At 70.4% G+C, this 16,983-nt stretch carries 19 protein-coding genes; 10 read left to right on the top strand and 9 right to left on the bottom strand.

Annotated elements, in window-relative coordinates:
* Positions 1 to 10: 10 nt before the first annotated feature.
* Together BR31_RS0106435 and BR31_RS0106440 are read right to left on the bottom strand one after the other, a co-directional pair.
* Positions 11 to 1,159, bottom strand: coding sequence for an aminotransferase-like domain-containing protein (locus BR31_RS0106435; protein ID WP_027500253.1), 1,149 nt, complete (start codon positions 1,157 to 1,159; stop codon positions 11 to 13).
* A gap of 210 nt (positions 1,160 to 1,369) precedes the next feature.
* A complete protein-coding gene (locus BR31_RS0106440; RefSeq protein ID WP_027500254.1) occupies positions 1,370 to 2,773 on the bottom strand; it encodes an NAD(P)H-quinone dehydrogenase in 1,404 nt (467 codons plus the stop codon).
* A gap of 163 nt (positions 2,774 to 2,936) precedes the next feature.
* Here BR31_RS0106440 and BR31_RS0106445 point away from each other — a divergent pair, with 163 nt between their 5' ends.
* Positions 2,937 to 3,410: a gamma-glutamylcyclotransferase family protein gene (locus tag BR31_RS0106445; RefSeq protein WP_027500255.1), complete on the top strand. Its 474-nt coding sequence runs from the start codon at positions 2,937 to 2,939 to the stop codon at positions 3,408 to 3,410.
* Here the strand turns inward: BR31_RS0106445 and BR31_RS0106450 are convergent.
* From BR31_RS0106450 to BR31_RS0106460, 3 genes are read right to left on the bottom strand one after another with little or no spacing between them, the layout of a single operon-like run.
* On the bottom strand, positions 3,407 to 4,570 hold the full coding sequence (locus BR31_RS0106450) for a M20 family metallopeptidase (RefSeq protein WP_027500256.1): 1,164 nt from the start codon (positions 4,568 to 4,570) through the stop codon (positions 3,407 to 3,409). The genes BR31_RS0106445 and BR31_RS0106450 overlap by 4 nt on opposite strands.
* Entirely contained in the window at positions 4,567 to 5,742 is a 1,176-nt protein-coding gene (locus BR31_RS0106455) for a M20 family metallopeptidase (RefSeq protein WP_027500257.1), read from the bottom strand. Before BR31_RS0106455 ends, BR31_RS0106450 begins: the two co-directional genes overlap by 4 nt.
* A gap of 52 nt (positions 5,743 to 5,794) precedes the next feature.
* A complete protein-coding gene (locus BR31_RS0106460; protein WP_027500258.1) occupies positions 5,795 to 6,493 on the bottom strand; it encodes an enoyl-CoA hydratase/isomerase family protein in 699 nt (232 codons plus the stop codon).
* An 18-nt stretch (positions 6,494 to 6,511) separates the two neighbouring features.
* Between BR31_RS0106460 and BR31_RS0106465 the strand changes: the two genes are divergently transcribed.
* Together BR31_RS0106465 and BR31_RS27605 are read left to right on the top strand one after the other, a co-directional pair.
* Positions 6,512 to 7,324: a purine-nucleoside phosphorylase gene (locus BR31_RS0106465; protein ID WP_027500259.1), complete on the top strand. Its 813-nt coding sequence runs from the start codon at positions 6,512 to 6,514 to the stop codon at positions 7,322 to 7,324.
* A complete protein-coding gene (locus tag BR31_RS27605) occupies positions 7,321 to 8,859 on the top strand; it encodes a phospho-sugar mutase (RefSeq protein WP_051637015.1) in 1,539 nt (512 codons plus the stop codon). Before BR31_RS0106465 ends, BR31_RS27605 begins: the two co-directional genes overlap by 4 nt.
* A gap of 3 nt (positions 8,860 to 8,862) precedes the next feature.
* Here BR31_RS27605 and upp read toward each other — a convergent pair whose 3' ends face one another.
* Positions 8,863 to 9,492, bottom strand: a complete 630-nt coding sequence (upp, locus tag BR31_RS0106475; RefSeq protein WP_027500260.1) for a uracil phosphoribosyltransferase — start codon at positions 9,490 to 9,492, stop codon at positions 8,863 to 8,865.
* 98 nt (positions 9,493 to 9,590) lie between these two features.
* On the opposite strand from upp, the gene BR31_RS27610 reads away from it, so the two are divergent.
* From BR31_RS27610 to BR31_RS0106500, 5 genes are read left to right on the top strand one after another with little or no spacing between them, the layout of a single operon-like run.
* Entirely contained in the window at positions 9,591 to 9,914 is a 324-nt protein-coding gene (locus BR31_RS27610) for a type VII secretion target (protein ID WP_037175731.1), read from the top strand.
* A gap of 2 nt (positions 9,915 to 9,916) precedes the next feature.
* Complete coding sequence (locus tag BR31_RS0106485; RefSeq protein WP_027500261.1) at positions 9,917 to 11,134, top strand: C40 family peptidase; 1,218 nt, start codon at positions 9,917 to 9,919, stop codon at positions 11,132 to 11,134.
* A complete protein-coding gene (locus BR31_RS0106490) occupies positions 11,131 to 11,463 on the top strand; it encodes a hypothetical protein (protein ID WP_027500262.1) in 333 nt (110 codons plus the stop codon). Before BR31_RS0106485 ends, BR31_RS0106490 begins: the two co-directional genes overlap by 4 nt.
* Positions 11,460 to 11,771, top strand: coding sequence for a YbaB/EbfC family nucleoid-associated protein (locus BR31_RS0106495; RefSeq protein WP_156042374.1), 312 nt, complete (start codon positions 11,460 to 11,462; stop codon positions 11,769 to 11,771). The genes BR31_RS0106490 and BR31_RS0106495 overlap by 4 nt, the downstream gene beginning before the upstream one ends.
* Positions 11,772 to 11,781: 10 nt before the next feature.
* A complete protein-coding gene (locus tag BR31_RS0106500; RefSeq protein ID WP_027500264.1) occupies positions 11,782 to 13,050 on the top strand; it encodes a hypothetical protein in 1,269 nt (422 codons plus the stop codon).
* Positions 13,051 to 13,056: 6 nt separating this feature from the next.
* Here the strand turns inward: BR31_RS0106500 and BR31_RS0106505 are convergent, their stop codons facing one another.
* From BR31_RS0106505 to BR31_RS0106515, 3 genes are read right to left on the bottom strand one after another with little or no spacing between them, the layout of a single operon-like run.
* A complete protein-coding gene (locus BR31_RS0106505; RefSeq protein WP_027500265.1) occupies positions 13,057 to 14,148 on the bottom strand; it encodes an adenosine deaminase in 1,092 nt (363 codons plus the stop codon).
* Positions 14,145 to 15,446: a thymidine phosphorylase gene (locus BR31_RS0106510; protein ID WP_027500266.1), complete on the bottom strand. Its 1,302-nt coding sequence runs from the start codon at positions 15,444 to 15,446 to the stop codon at positions 14,145 to 14,147. The genes BR31_RS0106505 and BR31_RS0106510 overlap by 4 nt, the downstream gene beginning before the upstream one ends.
* Entirely contained in the window at positions 15,443 to 15,862 is a 420-nt protein-coding gene (locus BR31_RS0106515; RefSeq protein WP_027500267.1) for a cytidine deaminase, read from the bottom strand. The genes BR31_RS0106510 and BR31_RS0106515 overlap by 4 nt, the downstream gene beginning before the upstream one ends.
* A gap of 268 nt (positions 15,863 to 16,130) precedes the next feature.
* On the opposite strand from BR31_RS0106515, the gene sdhC reads away from it, so the two are divergent.
* Both sdhC and BR31_RS0106525 read left to right on the top strand, forming a co-directional pair.
* Complete coding sequence (gene sdhC / locus BR31_RS0106520) at positions 16,131 to 16,535, top strand: succinate dehydrogenase, cytochrome b556 subunit (RefSeq protein ID WP_072753666.1); 405 nt, start codon at positions 16,131 to 16,133, stop codon at positions 16,533 to 16,535.
* Position 16,536: 1 nt separating this feature from the next.
* On the top strand, positions 16,537 to 16,977 hold the full coding sequence (locus tag BR31_RS0106525; RefSeq protein ID WP_027500269.1) for a succinate dehydrogenase hydrophobic membrane anchor subunit: 441 nt from the start codon (positions 16,537 to 16,539) through the stop codon (positions 16,975 to 16,977).
* The last annotated feature ends 6 nt before the right edge of the window (positions 16,978 to 16,983 follow it).

Consider the following 16,983-nt stretch of genomic DNA (forward strand, 5'->3'; position numbering starts at 1 on the left):
GGCAGGGCGGTCAGCGGCCTCGGTGCGCGGCCGCCAGCCTGCCGACCGCCTCGCCGAGGGTGGCCTCGTCGTTGGTGGTGAAGCACAACCGCGCGGTTCCCCGATGGTCACCGCCGACGGCGAAGGCCGATCCGGGCACGAACGCGACGCCGTGGTCGAGTGCGGCCGCCAGGAGCAGCCCGGTGTCGGTGCCGTCGCGGAACTCGAGCCAGCAGAACATGCCGCCGCCGATCTCGGTCGCGGACACGGCGTCACCGAACGCGCCGTCGACCGCCGCGGCGAGGGCCCCGGCACGGGCGCCGTAGACGCCGCGGATCCGCTCCAGATGCCCGGCCAGCCACGGCCCGTCCGCCAGCATGGTCGCCGCGATCTGCTGGGTCAGCGTTGATCCGCACAGGTCCGCGCCCTGCTTGACCAACTCGACGGCCTCGCAGACGGCGCGGGGGCCTCGCAGCCACCCGACCCGCAGCGCGGGCGCCAGGATCTTCGACGCGCTCGAGAGCCGGATGACCAGGTCCGAGTGGTCCGCGACCGGGGCGGGCGGCGCGGCATCGAACCAGATCTCGCCGTACGGGTCGTCCTCGATCACCCAGAATCCGTACGCCTCGGCGAGCGCCGCGAGATGGCGCCTGCGGGCGACGGACATCGTCGCACTGCCGGGGTTGTGGAAGTTGCTCACCGTGTGCACCAGCGTGGGCCGTTCGCCCGCGGTGAGGAGCTCCTCCAGGTGGTCGGTGCGCATCCCGTCCGCGTCGAGCGGCACCGTCAGGATCCTCGCCTCGGCCAGGCGGAACACCTGGAGGGCACCGGTGTAGGCGGGTTCCTCGACGACGACCGTGGCGCCGGGGTCGAGCAGCACCTGGGCGAGCAGGCTCAGTGCCTGCTGGGACCCGTGGGTCACCACCACCTCACGCGGGTCCACCGCGCGCGATCCGGCCGCGGATTCCCGCGCGGCGATCACCTCGCGCAGGCCGAACCAGCCAGCGGTCTCGGTGTACTGGACCGCGTCCGGACGCGCGAGCACCGCCTCGCTTGCCTCCCGGATCCGCGTCCGCGGGATGAGTTCGGGGTCGGGCAACCCACCGGCGAGGCTGACGATCTCGGGGCGGGCGGTGATGGTGAGCAGGTCGCGGATCGCGGAGCTGCGCAGGCCGCCCATGCGGCGCGCGAATGACGGGTGTGGGGACGGGGACACGAGACCTCCCGGGGCAGACGGGGAACGGACGAGGCAAAAACACCTGGTCGTCCCGGGTCTGCGGGGCGGGAGGCGCCGAAGCGGGGGGCCGCTGGTCGCGGCCGGCACCATCGACTATCACACAGGCGGGCCCACGATATGAACCCTGCGTTTCATATCGTGGGACCGAAAGTGTCAGTCGAGGTCGTCGTGGCGCATCAGCTGGCGGGCGGCCTCGGTGATGGACCCGGTCAGCGACGGGTACACCGAGAAGGTCTGTGCCAGATCGTTCACCGACAGGTTGTTCTGCACCGCGATGGCGATCGGCAGGATCAGCTCCGACGCGGTCGGGGCGACCACCACACCGCCGATCACCACGCCGGTGGCCGGGCGGCAGAAGATCTTCACGAAGCCGCGGCGCAGGCCAGACATCTTGGCCCGCGGGTTGGTGTTCAGCGGCAGCATCACGGTGCGCGCGGGCACCTCGCCGTCGTCGATCGCGGCCTGGCTGACGCCGACGGTGGCGATCTCGGGGCGGGTGAACACCGCGGAGGCGACGGTCTTGAGCTTGATGGGGCTCACGCCCTCGCCGAGGGCGTGGTACATCGCGATCCGGCCCTGCATCGCCGCGACGGAGGCCAGCGGCAGCAGGCCGGTGCAGTCGCCCGCCGCGTAGATCCCCGACACCGACGTCCGCGAGACCCGGTCCACCCGCAGGTAGCCGCCCTGGTCGAGCTCGATGCCCACCCGCTCGAGACCGAGACCGTTGGTGTTGGGGATCGAACCGACCGTCATCAGGGCGTGGCTGCCGGTCACCACCCGGCCGTCGGCCAGCGTCACCGCGATGCCGTCCTCGGTGCGCTCGACGGAGTCGGCGCGGGCGTGCTTGACCAGGGTCACACCGCGTTCGGACAGCGCTTCCTCGAGGACGAGGGCCGCGTCCGCGTCCTCGTGCGGCAGCACCCGGTCGCGACTGGAGACCATCGTCACCTTGACGCCCATCTCGGTGTAGGCGGAGACGAACTCGGCGCCGGTGACGCCCGAACCGACCACAACCAGGTGCTCGGGCAGCGAATCGAGATCGTAGAGCTGACGCCAGTTCAGGATGCGCTCGCCGTCCGGCTTGGCGGTCGGCAGGATGCGGGGGCTCGCGCCGGTGGCGATCAGCACCACGTCGGCATCGAGCACCCGCTCGCCTCCGCCGTGCAGGGTGGCCTTGACCTGGTGCGCCGCCATCCCCAGCTCCTGGTCGATCAGCTCCCCGTGACCGACGAGCAGCTCGACGCCGACGGTCTGGAGCCGGTCCCTGATGTCCGAGGACTGGGCCTGCGCGAGGCTCTTGACCCGGGAGTGGATCTGCGGCAGCGAGATGGTGGCCTGGGACGGCTCGAGGCTGATGCCCAGGTCGGAGGCCCTGCGCATGTCCGTGCGCACACCGGTCGAGGCGATGAAGGTCTTCGACGGCACACAGTCCCACAGCACGCACGCACCGCCGACCCCGTCGCAATCGATCAGCGAAACCGTCGCACCGTGCTGGGCGGCGACGAGTGCCGCCTCATACCCGGCCGGTCCGCCGCCGATGATCACGATCCGGGTCATTCATCCTCCAGTTGTTCGGGAGCTGTTACGCAGTTGTCGGTGCATTCCACGCTATTGCACCGGCCCACTCCGACGCACGTCGACACCGGTTCCCTGCGGCGAACGGGTTCCGTTTTGCTGTGTGCGGTTCTGCAGTCGCCCCGCCACGGTTTAGGCTTTCGCCGTGCCGATCTACGCCGCTTACGGGTCCAACATGCATCCGGAGCAGATGCTCAAGCGCTGCCCGCACTCGCCGATGGCGGGAACGGGCTGGCTGCACGGTTGGCGATTGACCTTCAGCGGCGGCGACATCGGCTGGGAAGGCGCGCTGGCCACCGTCGTCGAGGACCCCGACTCCAGCGTCTTCGTGGTGCTCTACGACGTCCCCGACGAGGACGAGGTCAGCCTCGACCGGTGGGAGGGCTCCGAGCTCGGCATCCACCGCAAGATCCGGCTCCGCGTCGACACCGACGGCGAACCGGTGCTGGCGTGGCTCTATGTCCTCGACGCCTACGAGGGCGGGCTGCCCTCCGCGCGCTACCTCGGCGTGATGGCCGAGGCCGCCGAGATCGCGGGAGCGCCCGCCGAGTACGTCCGCGACCTGCGGACCCGCAACAGCCGCAACGTTGGCCCTGGGACCCCCGGCTACCCCAGCTAGAGGACGCCCGCCGCGGCCAGCGGCAGGTTGGCCAGCACCCGGACCCCGACCCCGAGCGCCCGCTCGTCCAGGTCGAAGGTCGGCTGATGGATGTCGAGCTGCGGCCCGACTCCCGACCACACCCCGAGGCGGGCCATGGCGCCGGGAACCTCCTCGAGGTACCACGAGAAGTCCTCGCCGCCGCCCGACTGCGGGGTGTCCGATTTCGCGTCCGGTCCGATCATGGCGATCGCGCTCTCGAACATCCGGGTGGAGTCCTCGTCGTTCACCACCGGCGGCACGCCGCGCCGGTAGTTGAGCTGGTAGCGCACGCCCGTCGGCGCGAGCAGACCGTCCACGATCTCGTGGACCATCGGTTCGAGCAGCGCCCAGGTGTCGTGGTCGCCGGTCCGGACGGTCCCGACCAGCCTGCCGGACTGAGGGATCGCGTTCGGCGCCTGACCCGCGGTGACCGCGCCCCACACCATCACGGTGCTGGTGCGTGGATCGATCCGCCTGCTCAGCATGCCCGGCAGTCCGGTGATGACCGTGCCGAGCGCGTACACCAGGTCGGTGGTCAGGTGCGGCCGGGACGTGTGCCCACCGGGGGAATCGAGGATCAGTTCGACGGTGTCCGCCGCGGAGGTGATCGCACCGAGCCGGACGCCGACGCGGCCCGCCTCCAGCCGTGGGTCACAGTGCAGCGCAAAGATTCTCGACACATCCTTGAGCGCCCCGGCGGCCACCGCATCCAGCGCACCGCCTGGCATCACCTCCTCGGCGGGCTGGAAGATGAGCCGCACGCCGACCGGCAGGTCCGGCGCCTGGGCGAGCGCCAGGCCCGCGCCGAGCAGGATGGTGGTGTGTGCGTCGTGGCCGCACGCGTGGGAGACGCCGGTGACCGTGGACGCGTATGGCGCTCCTGTTGCCTCCTGGAGCGGTAGCGCGTCCATGTCGGCCCGAAGCGCGACCCGCGGGCCGTCCGGGCCGATGTCACAGGTCAAACCGGTTCCGCCGGGCAGGATCTCGGGTGCCAGCCCGGCCGCGATCAGGCGGGTCGCGACGAACTCGGTTGTGGCGTACTCGTGCCGGGCCAGCTCCGGGTGCGCGTGTATGTGCCGCCGCCACGACGAGAGGTCCGCGGCGTGGTCGGCGACCCAGCGGTCGATCCACTCGGTCATCGACTGCCCGCCCCTCGTCGGTGGGCGCCCTCGAGCAGACGCGCGCGCTGTTCGGGGTCGGTCGCCGCACGGATCGCGGTGCCCGCCAGCGCCACCGCGCCGTCGGTGACCGCACGGTCCGCGGACTCGGTCACGCACGCTGCGGCGAACGCCGGTTGATGGGTGGCCGCACCGCCCGACTCGATCCCGATCACGGGGTGGATCCCCGGCAACACGTGCGTGACGTTGCCCATATCTGTGCTGCCCAAGGGACGCGATCCTTCCAATGCCGGGGCCAATGGACTGCGCCCCATCTCCACGATCAGTTCACGATAGGACCGGACCAGCCACGGATCGGGCCGCAACTCTGTGTAGTTCGGTGAGACGGTACGAATCTCGTGCGTGCACCCGGCCGCCAGCGCACCGGCCTCGAAGCAGGCGAGCGCCCGGTCCGTCAGGTCGGTGAGCGATTCCGAGGTCTGCGCCCTGAGGTAGTAGTGCATCTCGGTCCTGGCAGGCACGATGTTCGGCGCGATCCCGCCTTCGCTGACGATCCCGTGCATCTGCTGACCGGCGGACAGGTGCTGACGGAGCAGTCCGAGGCTCACCTGCGCGATGGTGGCCGCGTCGGCCGCATTGCGCCCGAGCTGCGGCGCGGCCGAGGCGTGCGCCTCGCGGCCGCTGAAGACGACGGCCAGATCGGCCATCGCGAGCGAGGCGGCGCCCGCGATGTCCTCCGGGCCGGGGTGCACCATCATCGCTGCGCCGAGGCCGTCGAAGACACCGCGCTCGAGCATCAGCACCTTGCCGCCGCCGCTCTCCTCGGCAGGGGTACCGAGCACCCGGACGGTGATACCGAGGCGGTCCGCGAGCGGCGCGAGCGCGAGGCCCGCGCCGACCGCGGATGCCGCGATGATGTTGTGCCCGCAGGCATGTCCGATCTCCGGCAGCGCGTCGTACTCCGCGAGGATCCCGATGACCAGGTCGCCGCTGCCGTAGCTCGCGGTGAACGCCGTCGGCAGCTCGGCCACCGGCGACTCGACGTCAAAACCGCTCTGTGCGAGCAGTTCCGCGACCTTCGCGGCGCTGCGATGCTCCTCGAAAGCGAGCTCCGGCTCCGCGTGGATCGAATGCGACAGCGCGACGAGGTCGGACGCCGCTGCCGCGACCGTACCGACCACTTCCGAGTTCACGGGTCCAGTATCTCATCCGTGTCGGGCGTCACCCGCCGCTCCGGCCCGACGGCTACCCGAAGCTGAGGTTCGACGGATCCGTCGGCACGGCGAACGCCTCGAGGACCGGCCGGTGGATACCGGACTTGATACCGGCGAGGTTCGGCCCGTGCAGCGCCGTCGCCGCCGCCGCCCGCGCCACCGCGGCAGCCAGCACGCCGTCGCCATCCGCCGTCTGGTTCACGATCCCGGCCGCGAGCGCGTCCGGTCCGCCGTACCGACGGCTGGTCGTCATCGCCTCGACCGCGGTCTGGCGCGGCAGGGCGGTCGTCATCAGCGCGTTCATGCCGATGGTGAACGGCATGTTCAGTGCCGCCTCCGGCAGGCTGTAGAAGCCCCGGTCCGCGCGCATCACCCGCAGGTCCTGCGAGGTGGCGAGCATGGCGCCCGCCCCGAACGCGTGGCCCTGCACGGCGGCGACCGTGACCATCGGGAAGGTCAGCAGCCGGGTGAAGACGGTGTGCACCTGATCCAGGTACCAGTGCGACTTGTCGAGGTTGCCGAACAGCCAATCGGTGTCGAGACCGTTGCTGTAGAACTTGCCGGTGGCGTAGGTGACCAGGGCAGCGGGGCCCTCGTGGGCCTCGACCTCGTCCAGCTTCGCGTGGATCGCGGTGATCCAGTCCGGATGGAAGCGGTTCTCGCTGTCCGTCTGACCCTCGTCACCGAGGTACAGGATGAATACGTCGCCGTCGCGCTCAAGAAATGGCATATGGGCACAATAGCGGCCATGGACGATTCCGATCTGGCCGCAGACCCGTTCGGCACCGCGGCGCGGGCCGCGAGTGAGCTCGCCGAACGCACCGGTGTGCCCGCCCACGACGTGGCGGTGGTGCTCGGCTCCGGGTGGCAGGCCGCTGCGGACGCGTTCGGCGCCCCCTCCGCCACGGTGCCGATGGCGGACCTGCCCGGCTTCGCCGCACCGTCCGCCTCCGGGCACGCCGGGCAGGTGCGCTCGGTACGCGTCGGCGACACCCGGGTGCTGCTACTGCTCGGTCGCACCCACGCCTACGAGGGCCACGACCTGAGCCGGGTGGTGCACCCGGTCCGGACCGCCTGCGCCGCGGGCGCGGGAACCGTGATCCTGACCAACGCGGCGGGCGGGATCCGGGAGGGCATGAGCGTCGGAACCCCGGTCCTGATCTCCGACCATCTGAACCTGACGGCCAGGTCCCCGCTGGTGGGCGCCGAGTTCGTGAACATGGTGGACGCGTACTCCCCCGACCTGCGCGCGCTCGCCAGGCGGATCGACCCGACCCTGACCGAGGGCGTGTACGCGGGCCTGCCGGGACCGCACTACGAGACGCCTGCCGAGATCCGGATGCTGCGGGTGCTCGGCGCCGACCTGGTCGGGATGTCGACCGTGCACGAGGCGATCGCGGTCAGGGCGATCGGCGCGCGGGTGCTCGGACTGTCGCTGGTGACCAACCTGGCCGCAGGCATCACCGGCGAACCGCTCGACCACTCCGAGGTCCTCGCGGCCGGCACCGCGTCGGCCGCCCGGATCGGCGAACTGCTCCGCGACCTGGTCGCCCGGCTGTGACGGACGAGAACGTGACGCCGCTGACCTTCGGCACAGCCGGGCTGCGCGGGCCGCTCGGGCCGGGGCCGGGCGGGATGAACGTCGACACCGTCGTCCGGACCACCGCCGGGCTGGCGTCGTGGTTGCAGGCCCGCTGCCTCGGCGGGTCGACAGTGGTGGTCGGCCGGGACGCGCGACACGGTTCGCGGGAGTTCGCCGACGCGACCGCGGAGGTGCTCGCTGCCGCCGGGTTCGATGTGGTGGTGCTGCCCCGGCCGTTGCCGACGCCGGTGCTGGCGTTCGCCGTCCGCAGGCTCCGTGCCGCCGCGGGAGTCCAGATCACCGCCTCGCACAATCCCGCAACCGACAACGGCTACAAGGTGTACACGGAGGGCGGGGCACAGCTCATCGCGCCTGCCGACCGGGAGATCGAGCAGGCCATCGCAGCGGTCGGTCCCGCCGACGCGGTCCCCAGGGCCCCGGCCACGCCGACCGACGAGGCGCTGCTCACCGAGTACCTGGCGCGGGTGGCCGCGCTCCCACGCGGGAGCAACCGGGACCTGCGCATCGCGCTGACGCCGCTGCACGGCGTCGGCGGGGACACCGCGATCGCGGCGCTGACCGCGGCGGGCTTCACCGATCTGCACACCGTGACGAGCCAATTCGATCCGGACCCCGACTTTCCCACCGTCCGGTTCCCCAATCCCGAGGAGGACGGCGCCACCGACGCCCTGCTCGAGCTCGCCGAGAGCGTCGTCGCCGACCTCGCGATCGCGCTCGACCCGGACGCGGACCGGTGTGCGGTCGGCGTCCCTGGACCCGACGGGTGGCGGATGCTGCGCGGCGACGAGACCGGCGTCCTGCTCGGCGACCACGTGCTGGCCACCGCCTGGCCCGATTCGCAGGAGCGGAGCCTCCGGAGCGACCAGACACCACTCGTGGCGACCACGATCGTGTCCTCGCAACTGCTCGCGAAGGTCGCGGCGGCCAGGGGCGCTCGGTTCGCCGAGACCCTCACCGGCTTCAAGTGGCTGGTCCGGGCGGGCGCGGGCCTGGTCTATGCCTACGAGGAGGCGCTCGGGCACTGCGTCGACCCGGAGGCGGTCCGCGACAAGGACGGCATCTCCGCAGCGGTGCTGATGGCCGACCTGGCGGCCGGGCTCAAGGCGCGGGGCCGGTCCCTACTGGACGTCCTCGACGACTACGCGGTCGAGTTCGGGGTGCACGCGGGCGACCAGGTGTCGCGGCGGGTCGGACACCAGGGTGAGCTCGCGGACCTGATGGCCCGACTGCGTGCCGCGCTGCCGCGGTCCCTGGCCGGCGACGATGTCACCGCCGAGGACCTGCTGGCCCGGCGGGGCGCGCTGCGCACCGACGCGGTCGTGCTGCGCGGCGAACGCACCCGAATGGTGGTGCGGCCCTCCGGAACCGAGCCCAAGCTCAAGTGCTACCTCGAGGTCGTGGTGGACGTCGAGGACCGATCCGACCTGGACCGGGCGCGGGCGGAGGCGGCGACCCGACTGCGGGACCTACGCGACTACGCGCGCGAACTGTGATGCTCAGATCCAGCGCGGGCCGAACTGCCGATCCCCCGCGTCGCCGAGGCCGGGGACGATGTACGCGTCGTCGTTGAGTCCCTCGTCGATGCTCGCGGTGACCAACCGGACCGGGAATCCCGAGTCCTTCAGGGCGGCGACGCCCTCCGGGGCCGCGACCACGCACACCGCGGTGATGTCGACAGCTCCCCTGGCGACGAGGAGTTCGATGGTGCGCACCATCGAACCGCCGGTGGCGAGCATCGGGTCGAGCACGTACACCGGGATCCCGGACAGGTCGTCGGGCAACGATTCGAGGTACGGGACCGGCTGATGGGTCTGCTCGTCGCGGGCCATGCCCACGAAGCCGACCTGCGACTGCGGGATCAGCGAACTCGCCTGCTCGACCATGCCGAGCCCGGCGCGCAGCACCGGCACCAGCAACGGCGGCGTTGCCAGCCGGACCCCACGGGCGCGCGCGACAGGGGTCTGCACCTCGAACACCTCGATCTGGGCGTCCCGGATGGCCTCGTAGATGAGCATCTGGGTCAGCTCGCGCAGCGCGGACCGGAAGCTCGGGTTGTCGGTCGCCGCGTCGCGCATCGTGGTCAACAGCGAGGCGGCGAGCGGGTGATCGACCACATGGGTGTCCATGACGAAGAGAATATGCGGGCAATTCGTGTCGATGGAACCGAAGCGGCGTCGGCGGCGTCCAACCTTGTGACGCACAGTTCTGACCCCGGGGGAACGACATGACTGAATTTTCGGCCGTGACCGAGGGCATCCGCGCCTACGGCGCGACGGCCTCGTCGATGGCGGCGCAGGTCGAGACCGCCGCGCTCGGAACGGCGGCGGCCGGCCCCGTCCTGCTCGGCCCCGCCTTCGGGCTGATCGGCGGCGATTTCGTCGCCGCCTTCGCGGCGGCGCACGGCGGCCACGCGGCCGCGCTGACAGACCTCGCGCGGACGCTCGGCAGCATGAGCGAGGCCGCACACGCCTCGGCGGCGGCGTACGACGCCGCGGACCTCGGCGCGGCCACCGGACTCAGCGCCACCGGCAACGGACTGGGGGCCTGACCATGATCGGGATCGATCTCCTCGCCCGCCCCATCATCGAACTCGTGGACACCTTCGGCACCGGCGTGATGCCGTCGGGCGGCCCGGCCGATGCCATGGAGATCGCCTCGATCGCGCTGGACTCCGCGTACGCCATCGGCAAACTCGGCATCGCCGAACTGGGCGGTGTGTGGACCGGCGTCGCGTCCGACGCCGCCGTGGCCAAGGCGGACCAGGCCCAGGCCCAGCAGGTTCAGCTCTCCGAGAGGGGAACCGAGATCGCCGGTGTCCTCACGGCCGCCTCCCGCGACGTGAACACCGGGATGGTCGAGCTCGAGGGCATCCTGCAGTCGTTCATCTCGGTCGCCGTCGCCGCGGGCCCAACGCTCACCACCCCGCCCGGCCAGATCATGATCATCGCCGCCGCGATCGATCACCTCTCCCGGGGTCTGACGGTGGTCGCCCGGGTCCGCGCCGAACTGACCGCGCACACCGCGAAGATGACGGCGCTGACCGTGCCCGAGCAGTCGACGGACCCCGCCGATCCCGGTGCCGCGCAGGCATCGATCCGCCCCACCGCATCCGCGGGCGCGGGCACCGCGCCCGCATCCTCGCTGCAGCAACGTGGCGACGCCTTCAGCGGCTTCGGCAACAGCTTCGGCAACGCCGCCTCGTCCGCGCCCGGCAACGGCTACTCCGGCTTCAGCGGCGCGATGGGCCAGACCGGACGCGGACTCGGCGGCGGCAACCCGCTCGGCCGGGGCTCGGGCACCGCTCCCCCCGAGATCGGCAAGTCCCCCACCCGCCAACGAACCGGCAGCAGCTCGGACCCGCTGGGCAGCAGCGAGGGCGTCGAGATCTTCCTGCCCGACGGCAGCACCGCGATGGCGCCGAACCGCGAGGCCGCGGACGCGGTCCGCAACGCGCTCAGCCAGCAGGGCGTGCCCTACGAGTGGGGTGGCACCACACCAGGACAGGGCCTGGACTGCTCCGGGCTCACCCAGTGGGCGTACGGCGAGGCAGGCGTGGAGATCCCCCGGCTCGCCCAGGAACAGAGCGTTGGCATCCCGGTGAGCCAGTCCGACCTGCAGCCCGGTGACCTCGCCGTCTGGGACGGCCACGTCGCGATGGTGATCGGCAATGGTCAGATGGTCGAAGCAGGTGACCCGGTACAGGTGAGCTCGGTCCGCACCGAGAACATCGGCATGGGCTTCCACGGCTTCTACAGGCCGACCGAATGAGCGCCGACGAGGTCGCGGTGGCGACGGTGGGAAACCGCCCGGGAACGATCACCGTGCGTGCAACCGATCAGGGCCTGCCCCTGGCGATCCACATCGACCGGCGTGAACTCCGTTACGGCGGAACGCAACTGGCCGCCTCGATCCTCGAGGTCTGCACGCGCGCCGCGGCGGAGGCGAAGGTCCGCAGGCGCGCCGACCTGACCGAGCAGGGCGTGCCTGCCGAGGTGCTCGACGCGCTCGGCCTGCCGACCAGGAACGAGTTGGCCGCCGTCGCGGACGTGGAGGACGAGGAAGAAGCCGCCCCCACCAGCTGGATGCGGCAGCTGTGAGCGTGAACAGTGGGCACGAGATGGACCTCGTGGTCGAACGTGCCACCCGCCGGGCCAATCACCTCGAGGACGCGCTGCACGACCTCACCCGGGCCAGGGCCCGGGTGACCCACGACTCGGGTCTGGTCAGCGTCCAGGTCGACGAGAACGGCGGGATGAGCGGCCTGTGGATCTCCGAGTTGATCGCCCATGTCGACTCCCGTGAGCTGGCGGCGATGATCACCGCAACCGCGGCAAGGGCCGCCCAGATGGTGGCCGACCGCCGGGAACGGATACTGGCGTCGCTCCAGGCCTCGTTCACCGACTAGGCTGCCAGCCATGGCAGGAGACATCGTCCCGATCCAGCTCGGTCTCACCGATGGTGACCTCGTCACGCTGTGGGCTCCCCGGTGGCGCGAGGGGGACGACGAGTGGGAGGCCTTCCTCGGCCACGACGAGGACCTGTACGCCTTCGAGTCGGTAGCCGAACTTGCCGCGTTCACCCGCACCAACTCGGACAACGACCTGGTCGAGCACCCGTCCTGGTCGACATTGTCGGCCTTGGGGGCCTCGGAGCTGGAACCCGACGAGACGAACGTCTACGACCTGGTGGGCGTGCCCGAGCTCGCCGCGGGAGACCCGGACGCCCTCACCATCGCCGAACTCGAGGAGACCCTCGAGATGGTGCGCACGATCGGCGAGGTGTGCGAGCTCGAGACCGTCACCAAGTTCTTCGGCGGCCACCCCATCCTCGGGGCACTGTCCGGCGGGGTGAACGCCTTCGCCGGTCGCGAGGGCGAGGAGCTGTGGATCCAGATCGGCACCGCGGTCGCCGGTGGTTGGGACGACGTGCTCGACGCGGTCGACGCGATCGTCGCGACCCCCGAGGTCGACCAGGCAGCCGTCGCCGTCGCCGAGGCCGAAATCCTTGCCGCCGAAGAGAACATCGTCGACGCGGAGGACGCCGCGGAGGAGTCCGACGAGGACGACGAACTCGAGTTCATGACGGTCGACCTCGACGACGACACCGTCGACCCGATCGCCCTTGCCGCGGAGGACGAGTCGTTCTGGGCGTCCGTCGGCATCGACCCGATCAAGATCATCACCTCGGGCGCCGTGTACTACACGCTGCGGTGCTACCTCGACGACGAGCCGATCTTCCTCGGCAGGTCGGGCCGGATCCTGGTCTTCACCTCCGAGCGCGCGCTCGGCCGCTACCTGGCCGACAACCACGACCACGACCTCGCACAGGTGAGCACCTACACGGACGTGCAGACCGCCGCGGTCGACGGCGCGCTCGAGATCGAGGTCACCGACGAGAACGTCTACGTGCTGCCCGGCCTCGCGGACGATCTCGCGCAGGGACCCAAGTCGGTCGACGCTGAACAGCTCGACCTTGCGGTCGAACTGTTCACCGACGCAGCCGATTACGCAGACGACGACTCCACCGAGCAGGCGCTCGCCGCCTCCACCCCGCTCGGCTGGTACGTCTCGTACACGCTCAACCCCGACCCGAGCCGACTGGCACCGAACCCGCCGTTCGACGCCGAGTCGGAGGCCTGGCGGGCGCTCGAGCGCGAGTTCGAAGCGCGCCTGCGCGTCGAGTGATCGGCGCTAGCCGATCAGCACCGCATAGCCGGGCTTGACCACCTCGTCGATCAGGCGCAGCCGATCGGGGAACGGGATGAAGGCGGACTTCATCGCGTTGATCGTGAACCGCTCCAGGTCGCTCCAGCCGTAGCCGAACGTCGTGACCAGCTTCAGCATCTCCTCGCTCATACTGGTCGCGCTCATCAGCCGGTTGTCGGTGTTCACGGTGACGCGGAAGCGCTCCCTCGCCAGCAGGTCGAAGGGGTGCTTCTCCAGGCTCTCCACCGCACCGGTCTGCACGTTCGAACTCGGGCACAGCTCCAACGGGATGCGCTTGTCCCGCACGTAGTTCGCGAGCCGGCCCAGGCTCGCGGTGCCGTCCGAGGCCACGGTGATGTCGTCGGTGATCCGCACCCCGTGGCCGAGCCGATCCGCGCCACAGAATGCGATGGCCTCGTGGATGGACGGCAGCCCGAACGCCTCGCCGGCGTGGATGGTGAAGTGCGCGTTGCTCGTCCGCATGTACTCGAATGCGTCGAGATGCCTGCTCGGCGGGTGCCCGGCCTCGGCGCCCGCGATGTCGAACCCGACCACCCCGAGGTCCCGGAACCGCACGGCCAGTTCCGCGATCTCCCGCGACCTGGCGGCGTGCCGCATGGCGGTGAGCAGGCAGCCGATCCGGAGCTCGCGTCCGAGTTCGCGTGCCGCGGCCACGCCCTCCTCGAACCCGAGCAGCGTGTGGTGCACCACCTCGTCGAGGCTCAGCCCCGCCTCCAGGTGCTGCTCCGGGGCGAACCTCACCTCGGCGTAGACCACCGAGTCCGCGGCCAGGTCCTCGGCGCACTCCCTGGCCACCCGGGCTAGTCCCTCCTGGGTCTGCATCACCGCGACCGTGTGCTCGAAGGTCTCCAGATAGCGCACCAAGGAACCACTGCCCGCGGCCTCGGCGAACCACTCGGCCAGCGAGTCGGCGTCGTCGGCGGGCAGGGCGTCGTAGCCGACCTGCTGGGCCAGCTCGAGCACGGTGGCCGGCCGCAGTCCCCCGTCCAGGTGATCGTGCAGCAGTGCCTTGGGCGCGGTCCTGATGTGTGGGAGATCGAGCGGTGTCGGGCTCATGCTCCGACGCTAGACCCGCTCAGGCCGATCCGCTCGAAGACCAGCGGCGTCGACGGCGGCGTGTCGCCGACGTCCCATGCGCCCGCCAAAGCGGCCAGTGCCGGTTCGAACAGGCGCGGCGTGTCGCTGTACAGCGTGAACAGCGGCTGGCCCGCGACGATCGTCTCGCCCGGTTTGGCGTGCCAGCGCACTCCGGCCCCGGCCTGCACGGTCTGACCCTGACGCTCGCGGCCCGCGCCGAGCCGCCAGGCCGCGACACCGACGGCCATGGCGTCGAGCCGGGTCAGCACGCCGGACTCGGTCGCCCGCACGACCTCGTGATGACGGGCGGTCGGCAGGGCGGCGCGTGGGTCCCCGCCCTGCGCGCGGACCATCGAGCGCCAGCGATCCATCGCCCGCCCGTCGCGCAGCGCCTGCTCCGGGTCGATCCCGTCGATGCCCGCCGCCGCGAGCATCTCCCGCGCGAGCGTCAGCGTCAGTTCCACGACGTCGGCTGGTCCGCCGCCCGCGAGCACCTCCAGCGACTCCGCCACCTCGAGGGCGTTGCCCGCGGTGTTGCCGAGCGGGCTGTCCATCGCGGTGAGCAGGGCAACCGTGCGAACCCCGGCGTCCGCTCCGAGATCGACCATCGTGGAGGCCAATTCGCGCGCGTCGTCGAGGTTCTTCATGAAGGCGCCGGAGCCGACCTTGACATCGAGCACCAGCGCACCGGTCCCCTCCGCGATCTTCTTGCTCATGATCGAGCTGGCGATCAGCGGGATGGACTCGACGGTGCCGGTCACATCGCGGAGCGCGTAGAGCTTCCGGTCCGCGGGTGCCAGCCCGGAGCCTGCGGCGCACACCACCGCGCCGACCCCGGGGTCGGCCAGGATCGAGTGGATTTCCTCGGCCCCGAGGTCCGCTCGCCAGCCAGGAATCGACTCGAGCTTGTCGAGGGTGCCACCCGTGTGGCCGAGGCCGCGTCCGGACAGTTGCGGGACCGCAGCGCCGCAGGCCGCGACCAACGGGGCCAGCGGCAGGGTGATCTTGTCGCCGACACCGCCGGTCGAGTGCTTGTCCACCGTCGGCCTGCGCAGGCGCGAGAAGTCCATCCGTCCGCCCGAGGCGACCATCGCGTCCGTCCATGCGGCGGTTTCCGCCCTGGTGAGTCCGCGGAAGACGATCGCCATGGCCAACGCCGACATCTGCTCGTCCGCGACCTCGCCACTGGTGTACGCGTCGATGACCCAGTGGATCTGCGCCGCGCTGAGCTCACCGCCGTCCCGCTTGGCTGTGATGATGGAGACGGGGTCGGTCATGACGTCGCCCCCCGCTCCTGCCGCACCCGGTCCAGGTCCTGCGGACCGAAAGCCGCAGGCAGGAGCTCCGCGAGCGGTACGGGCCCGCCGGGAGCGTCGACCAGGAGGTCGCCCCCGCCGTGCTCGAGCAGGAGCTGTCGGCAGCGCCCGCACGGCATCAGCGCCTGCCCGCTGCCGTCCCGGCAGCTGAAGGCGACAAGGACGCCGCCGCCCGAGGAGTGCAAGTTACTGACCAGTCCACATTCGGCGCACAGGCCCAGTCCGTATGAGACATTTTCCACATTGCATCCGACGACAATTCGTCCATCGTCGACCAGCGCCGCCGCACCGACCGGGAACCCGGAGTAGGGCGCGTAGGCGGATCTCATAGCGCGATCAGCATTGTCGCGCAACGTTTTCCAATCAATTTCGGCCACGGTGTGCCATCCTGGCACGCCCACTGAATGGATGCAGAAGATCCCCGAAACGGCCCCATTGGCCATTGGACAGGCAAACCTAAGAAGCCCGCCACCCCTTCGTACGAACCGCATCTCGAATTAGTTCCCCGATTGGACGGGGATTACAGTTCAGGAAGTCGGTTCAGGTACACGTCGCGCCAAGGCTGAAAACTCCAGGGTCGTCCCAGATGAAACAGCCAAACGGGGTGCGACACGTCCACCAAAGACGTTGGAGGCACAGCACTCGATGAGTAGCACGACTGAAGCCGCTCCGGCGAAGGAGCGCACACGGTCGCTATACCGGGGCGACCCCGGCATGTGGTCCTGGGTTCTACACCGGATCACCGGAGTCGCGACATTCTTCTTTCTCTTCGTCCACGTTCTCGACACCGCACTGGTGCGAGTCAACCCGGACACCTACGACCGGGTCATCGAGACCTACAAGAACCCGCTCGTCGGGCTCATGGAGCTCGCCCTGGTCGCGATGGTTCTCTACCACGCACTCAACGGCGTCCGCGTGATGCTCGTGGACTTCTGGTCGAAGGGTCCGCAGTACCAGCGCCCGATGCTCTGGATCATCATCGCCATCTGGTTCGTCGTGATGATTCCCGGCGCCGGTCGCATCTTCTACAACATGTTTGCGGGGCACTGACATGACTGAAGCCAAGACTCTCGGCACGTCCTACGACCGTCCCGCCAGCCTGGAGAACCCGCGCTCGCCGCGTCGCGCCGCGAAGAACAACTTCGAGCTCTACGCGTGGCTGTTCATGCGCCTGTCCGGACTCGCGCTGATCGTGCTGGTCCTGGGCCACCTGTTCATCATGCTGATGGTGGACAGCGGCGTGCACCGCATCAACTTCGCGTTCGTCGCGGGTCGCTGGTCCAGCCCGTTCTGGCAGTTCTGGGACCTCACCATGCTCTGGCTCGCCCAGCTGCACGGCGGCAACGGCCTGCGCACCGTGATCGCGGACTACTCGCGCAAGGACTCGACGCGCTTCTGGCTCAACACGCTTCTCGTGGTGTCGATGATCCTGATCATGGGCCTGGGCACCTACGTCATCTTCACCTTCGACCCCAATATCGTCGCGAGCTAGGGGAGC

It is taken from the genome of Rhodococcus sp. UNC363MFTsu5.1 (assembly GCF_000686785.1).
Lineage (GTDB): Bacteria > Actinomycetota > Actinomycetes > Mycobacteriales > Mycobacteriaceae > Rhodococcus_G > Rhodococcus_G maanshanensis.

Excerpts from the sequence above, each read along its gene's own strand:
- BR31_RS0106500 (WP_027500264.1), top strand. The coding sequence starts at position 11,782 with ATGGCAGGAGACATCGTCCCGATCCAGCTCGGTCTCACCGATGGTGAC.
- sdhC (WP_072753666.1), top strand. The coding sequence starts at position 16,131 with ATGAGTAGCACGACTGAAGCCGCTCCGGCGAAGGAGCGCACACGGTCG.
- BR31_RS0106505 (WP_027500265.1), bottom strand. The coding sequence starts at position 14,148 with ATGAGCCCGACACCGCTCGATCTCCCACACATCAGGACCGCGCCCAAG.
- BR31_RS0106465 (WP_027500259.1), top strand. The coding sequence starts at position 6,512 with ATGGACGATTCCGATCTGGCCGCAGACCCGTTCGGCACCGCGGCGCGG.
- BR31_RS27610 (WP_037175731.1), top strand. The coding sequence starts at position 9,591 with ATGACTGAATTTTCGGCCGTGACCGAGGGCATCCGCGCCTACGGCGCG.
- BR31_RS0106490 (WP_027500262.1), top strand. The coding sequence starts at position 11,131 with ATGAGCGCCGACGAGGTCGCGGTGGCGACGGTGGGAAACCGCCCGGGA.
- BR31_RS0106510 (WP_027500266.1), bottom strand. The coding sequence starts at position 15,446 with ATGACCGACCCCGTCTCCATCATCACAGCCAAGCGGGACGGCGGTGAG.
- BR31_RS0106450 (WP_027500256.1), bottom strand. The coding sequence starts at position 4,570 with ATGACCGAGTGGATCGACCGCTGGGTCGCCGACCACGCCGCGGACCTC.
- BR31_RS0106460 (WP_027500258.1), bottom strand. The coding sequence starts at position 6,493 with ATGCCATTTCTTGAGCGCGACGGCGACGTATTCATCCTGTACCTCGGT.
- BR31_RS0106485 (WP_027500261.1), top strand. The coding sequence starts at position 9,917 with ATGATCGGGATCGATCTCCTCGCCCGCCCCATCATCGAACTCGTGGAC.
- BR31_RS0106435 (WP_027500253.1), bottom strand. The coding sequence starts at position 1,159 with ATGGGCGGCCTGCGCAGCTCCGCGATCCGCGACCTGCTCACCATCACC.
- upp (WP_027500260.1), bottom strand. The coding sequence starts at position 9,492 with ATGGACACCCATGTGGTCGATCACCCGCTCGCCGCCTCGCTGTTGACC.
- BR31_RS0106440 (WP_027500254.1), bottom strand. The coding sequence starts at position 2,773 with ATGACCCGGATCGTGATCATCGGCGGCGGACCGGCCGGGTATGAGGCG.
- BR31_RS0106525 (WP_027500269.1), top strand. The coding sequence starts at position 16,537 with ATGACTGAAGCCAAGACTCTCGGCACGTCCTACGACCGTCCCGCCAGC.